Source organism: Neobacillus vireti, assembly GCF_036962465.1.
In the GTDB taxonomy this organism is placed as follows: Bacteria; Bacillota; Bacilli; order Bacillales; family Cytobacillaceae; genus Neobacillus; species Neobacillus vireti_B.
In genome coordinates this window covers 1-15,227 of record NZ_JBALNF010000010.1, presented here as the reverse complement: position 1 = coordinate 15,227, position 15,227 = coordinate 1, and the positions used below count along the sequence as shown (strand labels likewise).

General features: G+C 38.6%; 14 protein-coding genes and 1 pseudogene. 3 read left to right on the top strand and 12 right to left on the bottom strand.

All coding sequences use genetic code 11. The annotated features are described in order from the left end of the window. Window positions 1-384 precede the first annotated feature (384 nt). Together V7077_RS04535 and V7077_RS04530 are read right to left on the bottom strand one after the other, a co-directional pair. Window positions 385-1,461 (bottom strand): copper resistance D family protein, encoded by a 1,077-nt coding sequence (locus tag V7077_RS04535; protein WP_335498719.1) that lies wholly within the window; start codon window positions 1,459-1,461, stop codon window positions 385-387. A gap of 2 nt (window positions 1,462-1,463) precedes the next feature. After that, complete coding sequence (locus V7077_RS04530; RefSeq protein WP_335498717.1) at window positions 1,464-1,997, bottom strand: copper resistance CopC family protein; 534 nt, start codon at window positions 1,995-1,997, stop codon at window positions 1,464-1,466. A gap of 233 nt (window positions 1,998-2,230) precedes the next feature. On the opposite strand from V7077_RS04530, the gene V7077_RS04525 reads away from it, so the two are divergent. Beyond that, window positions 2,231-2,800, top strand: a complete 570-nt coding sequence (locus V7077_RS04525; protein ID WP_335498714.1) for a DUF1259 domain-containing protein — start codon at window positions 2,231-2,233, stop codon at window positions 2,798-2,800. A gap of 34 nt (window positions 2,801-2,834) precedes the next feature. Here the strand turns inward: V7077_RS04525 and V7077_RS04520 are convergent, their stop codons facing one another. Beyond that, window positions 2,835-3,416, bottom strand: coding sequence for a DUF421 domain-containing protein (locus V7077_RS04520; protein WP_335498712.1), 582 nt, complete (start codon window positions 3,414-3,416; stop codon window positions 2,835-2,837). Window positions 3,417-3,742: 326 nt separating this feature from the next. Continuing rightward, window positions 3,743-4,009 (bottom strand): annotated as a pseudogene (locus tag V7077_RS04515) (cupredoxin domain-containing protein); the annotation flags it as partial. Window positions 4,010-4,260: 251 nt separating this feature from the next. On the opposite strand from V7077_RS04515, the gene V7077_RS04510 reads away from it, so the two are divergent. Next, window positions 4,261-4,425 (top strand): hypothetical protein, encoded by a 165-nt coding sequence (locus V7077_RS04510; protein ID WP_335498710.1) that lies wholly within the window; start codon window positions 4,261-4,263, stop codon window positions 4,423-4,425. A gap of 25 nt (window positions 4,426-4,450) precedes the next feature. Here V7077_RS04510 and V7077_RS04505 read toward each other — a convergent pair whose 3' ends face one another. The 5 genes from V7077_RS04505 to map form a co-directional block, all read right to left on the bottom strand. Then, window positions 4,451-5,539, bottom strand: a complete 1,089-nt coding sequence (locus V7077_RS04505; protein ID WP_335498708.1) for a PrsW family intramembrane metalloprotease — start codon at window positions 5,537-5,539, stop codon at window positions 4,451-4,453. Window positions 5,540-5,736: 197 nt separating this feature from the next. Beyond that, on the bottom strand, window positions 5,737-6,705 hold the full coding sequence (locus V7077_RS04500) for a ring-cleaving dioxygenase (protein ID WP_335498706.1): 969 nt from the start codon (window positions 6,703-6,705) through the stop codon (window positions 5,737-5,739). Window positions 6,706-6,720: 15 nt separating this feature from the next. After that, entirely contained in the window at window positions 6,721-7,326 is a 606-nt protein-coding gene (locus tag V7077_RS04495) for an alpha/beta hydrolase (protein ID WP_335498704.1), read from the bottom strand. Between the two features lie 184 nt (window positions 7,327-7,510). Then, entirely contained in the window at window positions 7,511-8,989 is a 1,479-nt protein-coding gene (locus V7077_RS04490) for a SulP family inorganic anion transporter (protein WP_335498702.1), read from the bottom strand. Window positions 8,990-9,374: 385 nt separating this feature from the next. Continuing rightward, on the bottom strand, window positions 9,375-10,115 hold the full coding sequence (gene map, locus V7077_RS04485) for a type I methionyl aminopeptidase (RefSeq protein ID WP_335498700.1): 741 nt from the start codon (window positions 10,113-10,115) through the stop codon (window positions 9,375-9,377). 288 nt (window positions 10,116-10,403) lie between these two features. Between map and V7077_RS04480 the strand changes: the two genes are divergently transcribed. Further along, window positions 10,404-11,717, top strand: a complete 1,314-nt coding sequence (locus tag V7077_RS04480; protein ID WP_335498698.1) for a D-serine ammonia-lyase — start codon at window positions 10,404-10,406, stop codon at window positions 11,715-11,717. A gap of 64 nt (window positions 11,718-11,781) precedes the next feature. Here the strand turns inward: V7077_RS04480 and V7077_RS04475 are convergent, their stop codons facing one another. The 3 genes from V7077_RS04475 to V7077_RS04465 all read right to left on the bottom strand — a co-directional run. Then, entirely contained in the window at window positions 11,782-13,272 is a 1,491-nt protein-coding gene (locus V7077_RS04475; RefSeq protein WP_335498696.1) for a pyruvate kinase, read from the bottom strand. A 148-nt stretch (window positions 13,273-13,420) separates the two neighbouring features. Then, window positions 13,421-14,779, bottom strand: a complete 1,359-nt coding sequence (locus tag V7077_RS04470) for an arsenic transporter (protein ID WP_335498694.1) — start codon at window positions 14,777-14,779, stop codon at window positions 13,421-13,423. Window positions 14,780-15,017: 238 nt separating this feature from the next. Further along, window positions 15,018-15,227 (bottom strand): hypothetical protein (locus tag V7077_RS04465; protein WP_335498692.1); only part of this gene is annotated, 210 nt, incomplete at its 5' end.

The window sequence follows — 15,227 nt, the reverse complement described above, 5'->3', positions numbered from 1 at the left end:
GATGCTGTCCGAACTTCCCTCGACTTCGGACAGAACCGAACTCATTTAGCTATCTGTTGTCCAAAGATGCCTCGTCTTCACGGACACAACTAATCTAATTTTTCCTCATCCTGTTCAAAGTGCCCTATTTTCAAAGACTTTTGCTCGTCTAATGTTTTAAGCAGCAAGGGGCAGTTAATATTACTTTCCTTCCACCTTATTTGACTCATACCTAGGGAATCAGCATTACGTTTATAGCTTCAAATAACATATTTATAAGCCTCCATATAGCCATACAACATTGATAAATCAACAATAATGAATAATCCAATTCGATTGCGAATTGGACTAAAAAATACAGTTAAAATTTAGTTTTTCTACTAACTGAATGTCTGCTCCCTTTGTTTAAATCGTTAAAGAAAACATAAATCCGATATAAAGGACGACAATAAAACAAACTCCACATAATACCCCTAATAATGGTTTCGCCTTTTTAAAGCTAAGCAAAATCATCATTAAAAATAATAAGGAAACCACCATTAATAATACTGATTGGAAATTTGCCTCTAAATGGGTAGTTATGGTTGTGGTGATATTCCTTCCTAAAAACCATTCGACCCATTTAGACGGTCCTTCGGATTTTACAGTAAAGTCAATTTCGTGCGGTGGAGATAATGTACCCATTACCCCAGTTACATAAAAAATGATCAAGATAAATATACTTTCTCCCCTGATCCAAGGACGAGGATTAAAGGAGGCGAATCGAAATGTTTTCTTCGCTAAAACTCCGTTGATGATGGCAAAAAACAAAATTGGAATGATACTAATATGTTTAAGCAGCAACATTTGACCATAAGGCAATACCCACGCCTTTACATAGTCCTTCGGCTCTACCATATAAATCATTAAAATAAAACCGCTTATGAAAATGAACAGGAGGCTAACTAAGGCCAGTGGAGTAAACCAGCGTAAAATTTTGCCCCAATGAAGTTCCCCTTTTGAAAACCAGGCTACATGCAGCAGGATTCCTGTCCATAATGTCACAAATAGAAAATGGAGACTATGTGAAAACAAGCCGATCCAAAAAGATAAAGAGGCCACATGACTAGAATAGCCTACTCCTAAAATCATCAATAATACCAAGAATGCCTGCAAATATTTTGAGGCATTTAATTGTATCGCCATCCACAAGAATGTACCCATAAATCCAATGAAGATCCACGCTCTTCCGACTTGGAAATCTGTGAATACCGCTCTTATCGCTATCGAAAGGCCAACACCTTCCTTGAAATAATAAATGGTTTGAAGTATCGGTCCTAATGTAAAAATAATAATTCCAAGTGTAGATAGCAATAGAAACGGTTTGGCAATTTGGGTTTGGGGTTTCCTATCAGCAGCGACAAATAACAAAGCAACATGTCCCACTAAAATTGAATACAAAAGATAATTTCCAAACTCAAAAAGAGGTATTAAAAATCCCATGATTACTTCTTCCTTCTAAATAAAAGGAACAAACTTATTAATAATAGCACGACAATAACTAGTGTAATCGTCGTTTTCGAAATTGGAGACGTTTCACTAGAAGATTTTGCTTGCTTGGTTTCTTCCTTCTGAGGTTCCTCTTTTTTCGATTCAGGCTGCTTTGTCGTCGTGTTTGGGACAACTGCTTCAGCCTTATCCACAGAAAATGCTATTTCACCGGATAAAGGGTGCCCGTCTTCCCCTGCAATGTTCCATTGTATCGTATAGGCGCCATTTTCCAATGGGGATGGCAACGTGCCCAGTAACTGATTCCCCTTTGGTACAACGCTGATAAAAGGAATTTCTTTTCCATCCTTTTGTAACTTCATGGTACTTAATGATTCAATTTCTCCTTCGTATGTTAGGACGATCTCTTTTAGATCCTCTTTCACTACTGCTCCGTTTGCCGGATTAGATGCGGTTAGTTCCGTATGTGCACTTACAACGGTTGGAATAAATACTAAAATGCCAATGATTAAGAATAATAGTTTTTTCATTTTAACTCCTAATTCTCTCTTAAAATTTTTCTTGCTTCTTACTGCCTGTTCCACTTTCTATTTTAAAGGAAAATAATATAATTGAAAATAGTTCTCAACGGTAAATTTTCCATTAAGGAAATTTCCGTTAGACTTTTTTACATAAAAAGGCTTTTTACTATGGTCATTTATCCAATCCCTTCGTCTGCGTCTGAATATCCTATCTAGTGAGAATTGGACAAGGAGTTGATTTAATGGCAAAGAGAGAATTTGATAACTTAGGAAATCAAACCTCTTATAGAAGTTCAACGAACGATCCTATGGATTTCGATTTCTTAAGAAATGACGAATTGGATTTTAATTGGATGGAAAAGATGGATCACAATAGTCGTAAACATGAACATAATTGCAAATGTCATGGGGATGGTAATGATTCAACCATGTGCCAAAAACTAGCCGATATCATCGGAGGAATGGTAATTACCTCAACACCTGTTTGTGTTGTTCAACGCCTTCGAAATATCAACGCAACCATTTTAGGCAGACATACGCAATCCCCACTGGCACTGCCATTTGCGCTTTCATTTGAAGACAATAGAAAGGGTAAAACACTTAACCTTGGTGAGACTGTGATTCTTCAAGAAGAAATTAATCCTTTTCTATCTGCATTAAGAAAAAGAGGCCTTATTGTTACAGCTGTGCATAACCACTGGCTATTTGACAATCCGCGCTTAATGTATATGCATTGGGAAAATGTCGGCGACCCAGTTGAATTTGCGAAAAATAGTTTTGAAGCAGCAAAAGAAGCAGGTCTATTTAAATAAACAAAACCTCNNGAGGTTTTGTTTATTTAAAGAGTTAATTTAGGTATTCAGGATGGTTTTGCGGAGTATTGGGATAAATTTCATCGAAGATATTCATCCCTGCATCTTGACTGTCATTTTGTTGCGAACTAATCTTCATAAGTTTTTTAAATTCACCTATGGTTAGTGGTTTTGCATCTTCTTTTAACTCATAGCCTAATTGGCCATTTGGTTCAATGGTTGCCATTTTGATATCAGATATTTTTGTCAGGCCCATATTACGCATCCGCATCTCCAAGCCGTCGACCGTTAATCGTAACTTTTTTAAATTTTTAATGTTTAACTCTCCGTTTTCAATAACAATTATTGATTTTCCCATTATTAATTTTTCAAATCTGTTAAAATGAACCTGGGTATATTCCACTACTATAATTGACATAACAAATATAATAGCCCCGCCAATGGCTCTGACCATGCTAACTTCTACAATAGGCTCCACGATCAGGTGGCCAAGAGAAACAATCACGATGGTTTGAGCAAGGGTCATCTGTGAAATCGATTTTCTTCCAGCAATCCGAAGCAGGAATACACCCGTAAAGAATAGTATAAAAGATTTTACTATAAAGGATAAATCCATTCAAAATCCTCCTGTAAATTTCACTTTTACTACTTTTCCCCAATTGGAAGAAATTATGTAAGAGTCCATTCTAGGTTATGATTTCTGTTTTAATCAACGGTATTGTAATAGAAAAAGACTATTTCAGAAAAATAGTCTCTTTTCTGTTCTATGAAAATATATAGATTTACTACTAGTGAAAACTTTTTACAGGTATAGATGCGTCCAGCTCCAGCCCTAGCCCCTCGATGGTCTACAGCCAATCCGTCCATAAGTTTAAAAAGCAACCTTTCGGCCGGCTCAACCTATACTGGTCGGGGCTAACCAAGGCGGTTCCGCTTTTGTTCTTACTCTACGATTAATTTCCCGATCATTTTGTCATGGCCCACACCACACATTAAAGAACAATAGAACTGGAATTCCCCTTTCTTTGTAGCCATAAATTCCGCCGTTTCTCCACCTTTAATATCAATGCCATACTCATCAATCGCAAATCCGTGTGCTCCATCTGCATTTACAAGATGAATTTTAATATTATCTCCAACATTTGCTTTAATTTCTTTTAAATCAAAATCAAAACTCTTGGGTGTAACCGTAACTTCCACTGTTTTTCCGGTTGGTTTCGCTTTTGCCGTTTCTGCCTTGTTACCTGAAGAATCTTCTGTTTTAGGTTAATTTTCCGGATAATGTAAGCGTTAACATTGATGCGACCCTACCAAAAGAAGGGACCATTATTGTTGATAAACCTCCCACACTTATAACTACAACGGCACCGGGAGCTTTTTATAAGGGAACGCTTATTGGGGTTAATGTTGATAAAGGAATTAAGTATACGATTTCGATTCCAAAAGAGGATGGCTCCTTTGTGTTAACCATGCCAAAAAAGGAATGGAATAAGCATCCTAGTTTCTTCGAGGTAAGTTATGCTAATTTTCTTGAGAAAAGGAAAAAATCGGGTGAAGTGATCCGCTCTTCTTTTATTCCCGCTCCAAAGGAAACAGAACCAAATCATATTCAGGCCACAAACTAAAAACCAGCGTTTGCTGGTTTTTTTGTTACGTCTTTTCCATGATTGGATAGGGAGTTTTTGAGTTCATTTTTTTATTTCCAATTTCTTTAAGGCCTGCACGAATAAGCAGAAAAACTACTACCCAAGAAGATACCATCAAGAAAATCTGCCCAAACGGGAACATACCTGTTATTGGCGTATCCCAAAGAGCATGCATTAAAACAACTAAGAAAAAGACACGCAAAAATTTAAATTTAACTAACATGCTGAACGTAAAGGGCTGATCACCTTGGACTCTGCAGAAAGCAGCACCTGTCAATGCAGCCCAGGCCACATGTCCACCGGGAGCCAAAATACCACGCCATAACATGGTGATGTATAGATTTTTAGCATCCCCAGAAAGCATGGCCCTTAGGGCATAACCCGCTGTTTCGAAAGCGGCAAAACCAGCACCTACGGCCGCACCAATGAGAAGTCCATTAAGGATAAACCGGTATTTACGGTATCGGACGAAACTGATGACCGTAATCGCTTTGGCAAGTTCCTCTGCAATTCCAATCGTGATAGGATTAATAGTATGCCTAAGAATATCAAAAAAGACGAGGGCCACTAACATGGAGAGAATCCCTCCAATAAACACAACATAGATAATTCGATAAAAGGCAATATTTTGTGGAGCGTTCATTTCCCAAAAGAAGATTAACGTAGTCAAGGGCACAGCAAAAGCGCCGACAATGATAAGTCCAGGTATAAAATTCACATTTCTAAAATAGGCAACACCTATAAACAAGCCTACGAATGCTATTACCGCAAAAATGAATACCCTTGCAAAAAGCCAAGGCTTTGGCCAAGTGTCGGTCACTTCTGTTATTTTGGGTGTGGTAAGGGCAGTTCCAACGATAAATAGCCTCTCTGCCTCTAGTTCACTATGATTTCGGAAGACACGAGAAAAGACGTTTTGAAATTTAGGCTCAACCGAACGTTCAAACCTCGGAACCATATCTACATAATGAGCAAATTCATAAAATAAGCTGTTATCATCCTCTTCCGTATTCTTCTTGACGAACTTTTCGCCGCAATTTAAGCAGAATTTTACCCCTTCTGGATTCGAGTAGACGCATTGCGGACAGTTCATATTACTTCACCCCTTTTCTTATGAGGTGATCGATTATTAAAATGAGAACTTTGAAACGGCCTTGACGAATTTTGAGATTGTTTAATAAGAATTGCTTTCATTCTATACCCCTTTACAAAACTGCTTATTTATAGTTAATTTAACCAACTAACACAAATAAAAACAGACGAATTTCTCGCCTGTTTTTTAAAAATGCATTAATCTAATTCTAGAGGACGCAAGCTTGATTCAATTTCTGCCCGTCTTGGTTCTAAAAATGGTGGTAATGCCAAGGTTTGGCCCATTGTTTCCATTGGCTCATCTGTTGCAAAGCCTGGTGTGTCAGTCGATAGTTCAAACAATATTCCGTTAGGCTCTCTAAAATACAGTGCCTTAAAATAATAACGTTCAACCTTACCAGAACTAGCGATACGGTTGTCCTTTAACCGTTGTGCCCATTGATTGTATTCTTCTTCATTCGGTACTCGGAAGGCCACATGATGAACCCCTCCGCGACCAATCCGTGCACGAGGTAAATCTGGTCTTCGTTCAATATGGACTTCGGCGCCGGCACCACCTTCTCCTGTTGCATAAATCATTATCTCAGGGAAGTCCCCTTCAAGAGAGGGATAGGAACCTACATAACGAAAGCCCATTATTTCTGTTAGAATTCCGATTGTAGGTTCGGCTATACTGACGGTAAGTGTTACAGGACCTAATCCAATAATCGCATGTTCAACTGGTATCCCGCTCCGTTCCCAAGGTACACCTGGACGTACTCCTATTTCTCCATTATCCGCAACAAGGATTAAGCGAGTTCCCTCATAATCACGAAAAGCTAGAGTATCGCGGCCAGCACGTTTTTGAATGGAGTCATGTTCAATTCCAAGTTGCTTAAACCGCTCTTCCCAAAACAACAATGAATCTGTTGTTTTTACCCTTAAAGAGACCGTAGAAATATCGGATGTTCCCCGATAAGAGTGGCCGAGACCAGGCATATCAAAGAAAGTAACTTCTGTCCCTGGTGTCCCCTCAGCGTCCGCATAGAAAAGGTGATACGATTCTGTATTATCTTGATTTACCGTTTTTTTAACTAATCTCATTCCTAAAATTTTGGTATAAAATTCGAAATTTTTTTCCGCTTTGCCTGTCAAAATCGATACATGATGCAGTCCTAATAATTGCATTGTTCAAAACCTCCCTTAACTGACAATTCCTTTATACCATTTCGCGGCTTCCTCAACCTCTTCTCTGGTTAATTGATGCCCGCGATTTTCCCAATGAAGTTCGACCGATGCGTTGGCATCTTGCAGCAATGCTTGTAGTTCCTTTGATTCCAAGGGTGAACAAATCGGATCATTTGTCCCTGCGGCGATAAACACATTTGTTCCTGTAAGATCAGGAAGTTCTATCCTTCTCGGAACCATTGGATGATGAAGGATAGCCGCTTTTAAGGCGTTTTTGTAATGAAATAATAAGCTTGCCGCAATATTGGCCCCGTTTGAGTAGCCGATGGCAATGATATTATTTCGATCAAATTCATATTTCTGGGCAGCCTCATCAAGAAACTCGTTTAATTCTTGAGTACGGAAAACGAGATCCTCTTCATCAAAAACACCTTCCGCGAGTCGCCTGAAAAAGCGAGGCATTCCATTTTCTAATACATTACCACGAACACTTAGCACAGACGCTTCATCATCAATCATTCCGGCTAGTGGCAGCAGATCCAATTCGTTCCCTCCGGTACCATGAAGTAAAAGCAAGGTTGGTTTGGCCGGGTTTTTTCCTTTTTGAAAAATGTGTTTCATTTATAAGTCTCCTTTCAAAGTACGTATTTCGCTATTATTTCCAAAAATCATTCGAATTTTATTTCGAAGTTAAGTATCTTGAATATGAGATAATTTTAATACATCTAGTTGTAATAGTCAATAAAAAAACACGCTGAGTTTTTTCAGCGTGTTGCTTTTGAAATTAGACGGTAACAAGCCTTGTTTAATGACTTGCCACTTTTTCAAGACTGCCAGGCTTGTTATGAACAGCTATTTTATTCATAAGCTTATGACTCTCCGTATTTAACCCTTTAAGGTTTACTTTTACACCATTTTGATGGAATTTAATCACGATTTTATCAATGGCCCCAACAGCGGAATCATCCCAAAGGTGAGCATCAGATAAATCGAGGTCGATTTCCTTTACCTCTTCCTTAAAGTCAAAACTATTGATAAAGTCCGTAACGGAAGCAAAGAAAAGTTGCCCTGTCACCTGATAGGTTTTTTTATTTGCTCCTATTGCTGAAACATTTGTTACTTTTACTTTAGAAATTTTTGAAGCAAAGAAAATCGCGCTAAGGATTACTCCTACTAAAACACCCAACGATAAGTTGTTTGTCATGACTACAGTAATAACCGTCATAACCATAACAATTGAATCCGTAATAGGCACCCTCTTAAAATTCTTCAGGGATGACCAATCAAATGTACCAATCGACACCATAAACATTACAGCTACAAGTGCCGCCATTGGAATTTGAACAAGGAAACTCTTAAGTAAGACGATGAGCGTCAATAAGAATGCACCAGCGATAAAGGTAGACAAACGCCCTCTTCCCCCTGATTTAACATTAATAACAGATTGTCCAATCATAGCGCATCCAGCCATTCCGCCAAACAAACCTGATACAATATTGGCGATCCCTTGTCCTCTAGCTTCTTTGTTCTTATCACTCTCCGTATCGGTCATATCATCGACAATCGTAGCGGTTAATAATGTTTCCACCAAACCTACAATTGCAATAGATATCGCATATGGAAAAATAATTTGTAAGGTTTCCAAGTTAAAAGGTATATCAGGAATTAAAAAAACAGGCAGGGTAGATGTCAATTCACCTAAATCTCCAACTGTTCGTACATCACTGCCCGTCATAATGGAGATGACGGTAATTACAAGAATGGCCACTAAAGGAGCAGGAACCGCTTTTGTAAAACGAGGCAGGATATAAATAATCACAAGCGCTAAAGCGACCATTGCATACATCTGCCAGCCAGCCCCTTGAAATTGAACTAATTGGGCTGAGAAAATTAAAATCGCAAGTGCATTCACAAATCCAGTCATCACAGAGCGCGGGACAAATTTCATCAATCGGCCTAGTTTTAAAGCTCCCATAATGATTTGAAGGACACCCGTCAGGATGGTCGCGGCTAGCAAATAGTGCAAGCCATGTTCCTTGACTAGAGAGGTCATTAATAAAGCAGTAGCTCCAGTGGCTGCCGAAATCATTCCTGGTCTGCCGCCCACAAAGGATATGGTGACCGCAATACAAAACGAGGCATACAACCCAATCATTGGATCAACACCGGCAATAATAGAAAAGGCAATCGCTTCTGGGATCAGGGCCATTGCCACCACAATCCCTGATAATAGATCTCCCTTGATGTTTCCAAACCATGAATGTTTAATTGTACTAAATTTCAAATAAAGCACCTCTCCTAATTCTATAAAAATTGTTCTGCTTTGCGTCTATGTGATGGTCATAAGCCAATCGGTTCAGAGTACTAAAAAACTGACTCCTCCCCGCTCATCTTAAACTTGTCCCTCATGGTAAAGACGCTTCCACTTTTCTGTTTGACTTTCAACTCTCATGAAAGTCGGGGCCGTTGTTAACAGAAAAAGTATAATGGAATGTGACAATTTTGTGAAATCGCATGTAAGCGGAGTTATTTAACGAATGCTTCTTATATCTTTATTTTTCTAGTGGTACCACCATCATTTCATAATTTAAAAAAGAATGATTTTTATAATATTTTTCAAAAAAAGTCAAAAAAAGAAAGCGTACATCGATACGCTCTCTTTCCATATATTATTTAGTTAAGATAATCGGGCCATCCTTGGTAACAATCAAAGTATGCTCATATTGTGCGACAAAGCTTTCTTCTGTCACATATGTCCAGCCATCATCTAATTGGAATACTTCTTCGTCATGGGTAGAGATAAATGGTTCAAAGGCAATGACCATTCCTTCTTTCAGGAGCCCGTGGTCCGAGGTTTCATTATAATTATAAATATACTCTGGTTCTTCATGAATGGTCCGGCCAATTCCATGTCCGGTAAGGTTCATGATGACTGTTAACCCATTTTGTCTTGCAACCTGATGAACGACTTTACCCATACCGGTAATTCTGGCGCCTGGTTTTACTTTTTTTAACCCTGCTTCGAAAGCTTCCTTGGCAACTTCACAAATTTTCGTAAGGATTTCCTCGCCTTTGCCAACTACAATCGAAACACCAGTATCAGCGAAGTAACCATTTTTCGAACCGGAAACGTCGATATTAACTAAGTCCCCTTCTTGAATGACACGGTTTCCAGGGATACCATGGGCAACTTCTTCATTCACACTGATACAAGTAAACCCTGGAAAATCATACTCACCTTTTGGAGCGGAAATGGCGCCTTCTTTTTCAAAAAGTTCACCGGCGAGCTCATCCAATTCTTTCGTCGTCACTCCTGGAACGGCTCTTCGTACTAGTTCATCTCTGATTGATGCCACGATTCTGCCAATTTCCTTTAAACTGTTAAAATCCTCTTCTGTTTTTGCTATCATTGGTCTTGCCCCATTCTACATAATTTATTTGTCAAAACACTATAATTTAGATTTTACTCGTCCTTACGCTAAAATCCAAGTATTGATGATTGTTCATATTTTTTTGAAAATGAGATTGACTATTCTTTCAGCTTTTTTCCGTCGATTAAACCACCATGAAAAAGGCAAAACCGCCGATATAAAAACCGAAACCGCCGATAAATTTCTTACAATTCAGCCATTCACCTTACCATCAAGGGGTGATAAACTTAACCTATCATTATTTAAAATGATTGGAGGAATTCCCTAATGCCAGCAGAAGAACAAATCTTACTCGAAAAGATGAAATCACTCGAAGAAGTTTTTTGGTTCAATCCTACGACCCAAACGGCTCAAAACGGTCTTGAAGGTGCCCCGCTCACATTAGCGGACATTCAAGACGCAGAACAACGATTAAACCGATTCGCTCCCTACATAGCTCGAGTATTCCCTGAAACAAAAGCAACCAATGGAATCATTGAATCCAAACTGACAGTGATTCCCGCAATGAAACAAAAATTAGAGAAGAATTACGCTCAGCCAATTTTGGGAGATTTATGGTTAAAATGTGATAGCCACCTCCCTATTTCCGGCTCGATTAAAGCAAGAGGCGGCATATACGAAATCCTCAAACATGCTGAGGATTTAGCCATCGAGAAACAGCTTCTTAGTAAGGATGATGATTATACGATTTTAGACAGTGAAAAATTCCGTCGTTTTTTCTCACACTATTCGATTGCGGTTGGGTCGACTGGTAATTTAGGATTAAGCATCGGGATTATAAGTGCTAAATTAGGATTTAGGGTAACTGTCCATATGTCTGCTGATGCGAAACAATGGAAAAAGGAGTTGCTTAGAAGTAAAGGCGTTCAAGTAATCGAATATGAAGCGGATTATAGCAAAGCGGTGGCGTCTGGCCGTATTCAGGCCGAAAAAGATCCTGATTGCTACTTTGTAGATGATGAGAACTCACAGCATTTATTCCTTGGCTATGCTGTAGCGGCGATTAGGCTGAAACATCAACTTGAAGAACTTAAAATTAAAGTGGATGAAGAGCATCCCTTATTTATCTACCTTCCTTGTGGTGTTGGCGGTGCTCCCGGCGGGATTACTTTTGGATTAAAACAATTATTCCAAAACCATGTCTACTGTTTTTTCGCTGAACCTACACATTCACCCTCCATGTTACTTGGACTAATGACAGGACTCCATGACAAGATTTCCGTCCAAGATTTAGGAATTGATAATGTTACCGCAGCGGATGGACTGGCTGTTGGCAGGCCTTCCGGATTTGTCGGCAGGATCATTGAGCCAATTTTAAGCGGGGCTTATACAGTTAGTGATGAAGAGTTATTTAAACTATTAAAGGATTTGGTTGATACAGAGAAAATAAGATTAGAACCTTCCGCTCTTGCTGGGATGATTGGCCCAGTAAAGCTTTTGCAAAATGGCTGCTTGTTTTTAAAAGAGGAACATTTGCTAGAGAGAATGGAAAATGCTGTTCATATTATTTGGGCAACTGGCGGGAGCATGGTTCCTGATGAGATCATGGAACAGGATTATAAAAGGGGTTCCAAAAAATAGACTTATAAAAAATGGCGTGTCAACTATACTGTTGAAACACGCCATTTTTCTTTGTTTATCTTTTTCAATCAAATATCCCATATTGTGAAGTTAAATTCAATTGTTGCTTTTGTCTTGGTGGATCATCTACCCCTGTATTGATAATTTTCACTAACATTTTCACTGCCTCTATAACAAAAGCCCCTTTATTTAACATGATGCAGTCTGCACGAGTCCCATAGGCTGCATCAGTGATTTCTGCTCGCGTAGGTATCCCTTTTTTTGTAAGTTTTTCCAGCACCCCTGTTGCCCATATAACGGGGGTGTAGGCGGCCGAACAAATGGTTAATATTTCATCTTGAACAAAGGATAAATTCTCTAGACCTACCTCAACGGCCAAGTCGCCTCTTGCCAACATAATTCCGAATCTCTTAAAATGTAAACCTTCTAGAATGATTCTCGCCAGATTGTGGACTGCATCCTTTGTTTCAATTTTAGCGACCACACCAATATCCGTCCGATTAAGTATGTTTAATTCTTGCCGCAGCTTTTTTAAATCAAGTGGGGAGTGAACAAAGGATATTCCGACAATATCTGCGTGCTTCGTAATAAACGGCAGGTCCGCCAAATCCTTTTCCGTTAAGGCTGGAAGATTTAAGCTTAACAAAGAATCAGGTAAATTTAACCCCTTTCCTTCTTTAATCCGTATCGGTTTGAACGCGGGTGAATCAATCTCCACTTCAACAAATTCTTTGGTAACCTGTTTAACAAATCCACGGATTTTCCCATCATCGATAAAGATAGGATCGTTTACGCGAACATTTCGAAACGCTTTTTCCAGTGTTACCGGAACACCTGCCGGACTATTTTCGAAAGCAGAATGCCCATTAGTTTTGGAATTCAGGTATAATCGCAGCCGATCCCCTTTCATCACTAAAATAGGCGCAGCCGGCAGTTTGCCAATCCGTACCTTGGGACCTGCTAAATCCATGTAGATTTTACAATCGTTTTTATAATAGTTTCCTTCCAGCCTCAGCTTTTTTTCTACATCTCTAATTGCATCGATGAGTTGTTGCCATATTTCTGAATCATCATGAGCGCAATTGATTCGGGCAACGTCCATTCCATTACGTACTAACTCCTCTATCTGGCCCGGATGGTTCAAGACTTTCGAATCCACAGTGACCATAATCGCTGGTTGGTTCAATCTTTTCCCGAAAAGCTCATTTGTCCGTTTTGTTAAGATTTTACTAGCATCATCCGGAGTGGGAACCAACCATTTTTTTTGCGATGGTAAGGAATCCGTTAAATAGTCTAAGATTTTTTCTAGTGTATATAAAAGGTGTGCAGGTGATTGCATCAAATCTGCTAGCCCTTTATTCTTAAGTTCTTGTCGTAAACTCAGTAAGTGTTGTTCACGAAGTGTCAAGTACGAAATCAAATTGTCTCGGCACATTCGTGCATCGTCCTGTAATTCATGTTGATCCACTAGATGCGTTTTGGATTGAATGATTTGTTTATAAATGCTTTCTAGTCGTTGTGATAATTCTTGTTCGTTTAGTGGGAAATCTACCACATCCCCTTCACATCCTTGTATCCCGAACTTAAAAAGTGTTACCCTTATTTATTATTCATAAAAGTAAAAAGTGTGTAGTGGTGTTTTGAGCAAAATAAAAACAAGTTAAATGAAGGAGATAACTTTCATCTAACTTGTTTTTATGACCTTAATTTACAAAAATCAGCATAAGCCATAGATACAAACTAATTAAGGTAAAGATCAAGGTTGGCGGTATGACGATTAGCGTTACTTTCATGTAATCCACCCAAGAAATCTTAATTTTGCTTTTCTTTAAAATATGCATCCATATGAGGGTGGCCAAAGTTCCAATCGGTAGAATAAGGGATCCCATATCACTTCCAATTATATTGGCTAAATACACCGTTTTCATAATGAGGGGGTCAAGTCCCATTTCTGTTAACGCCAAGGTTGAAACCATTAAGGCAGGATGATTGTTAAAAATGTTGGATAAAAAGGCGGTAATCACGCCCATGGTCAAGCTTGCATGTAAGAAACTGTCTTGTACAAGCGGTTTAAGAGTTTGAATTAAATAGGCCGTTAATCCGATATTGTGTAATCCAAATATGACCACATACATGCTAAAGGCAAAAATTAAAATGTGCCAAGGTATTTTTTTTAGGATATCCGTTGGACTCACTTTTAAATACATCCATCTCCAAATCAATAGAATTAATGAGCCACAGACCGCTACTAAAGAAACAGAGATGCCGATAAACGAGGCGGCAAAAAGACTAATTCTTACGATAAAAACGAAGAATAACATTTTAATCATGAGGTTCTTTTGTTGGGTAAATAGGCTTTCAGAATTTTCTTGGAGGGGATGGAATGGACGGTTTTTCTGCAAGGGAATAGAGTACGAATGAAAACGGATTTGGGATGGAATGTTCTTTTTAAAAATGAGGAACAACAAGTACGCTAAAAACAGTAAACCCAAGACTCCTGGAACAAACATCATTTCAGTTTGAAGATAAAGGTCCATTCCAATAATTTTCAATGCAATCAGATTCACAATATTACTTACACCAATCGGAGCACTTGAGGCAGTGGCGATTAAAGCTCCACTCAAAAGAAATGGTATTTTTTGGGTATTTTTTAATTTTAAATTATTTAAAATTAAAATTAGGATTGGTGTTGTAATGAGAATACTTCCATCATTATTAAAAAACAACGTCATTAAAAAGCATAACAGCAAGGTATTCCAATATAGGCGGTAACCAGAGCCCTTTGATAGTTTAAGCATGAGTGCCGCTGTCCAGCTGAAAAAGCCTATGCTCTCAAGAACGATTGCCATTACTATCGTGGCTATGATGGTAATCGCAGCTCCAGTTACCTTGGAACTGATGTCAATCAAGTCGCCTGTTGACACACTGCCGCTCAAGAAGACCAGAACCGCTCCAATCGTAGCTGGTATAGCTTCGTTCATATTTTTGGGACGGATGAAGATCATCACCATAGTTAGAATAAAAGCTGTTATCGTAACAATCACCGTCAAATGATGATACATAAAAGTTAATTTACTCCCTTCATTTTGTTTCCTTCTGATTTTTTCGTTATTTTCTTCTTGTCCTTGCCATATAGTACGTCTAACAAGAAGGCTTGTTCTAAACGAATATCCCGTAATCTCACAAATCAGCATTTATCTAATAAATATTTTTATACTTAAATAGAACTATGGCTGGAAGTATACTCCTTTAGTTACTTTACTAATAAGATTTAGGTATTTATGTAGATAGATATAAAAATTACTTGGCATTTTGTATTAAAGGACAAAAAAACCGGCTACTTGTAAAAGTACCGGCTTTTAAAATCCAATTATTTCTTACCTTTAGGACCTTTAGGACCTTTAGCGCCTTTTGAGCCTTTGCTTCCTTTTGAACCTTTGCTGCCCTTTGAGCCTTTGCTGCCACTAGTTCCCTTACTACCATGAGATCCGTGGCTGCCGGAAGTACCAT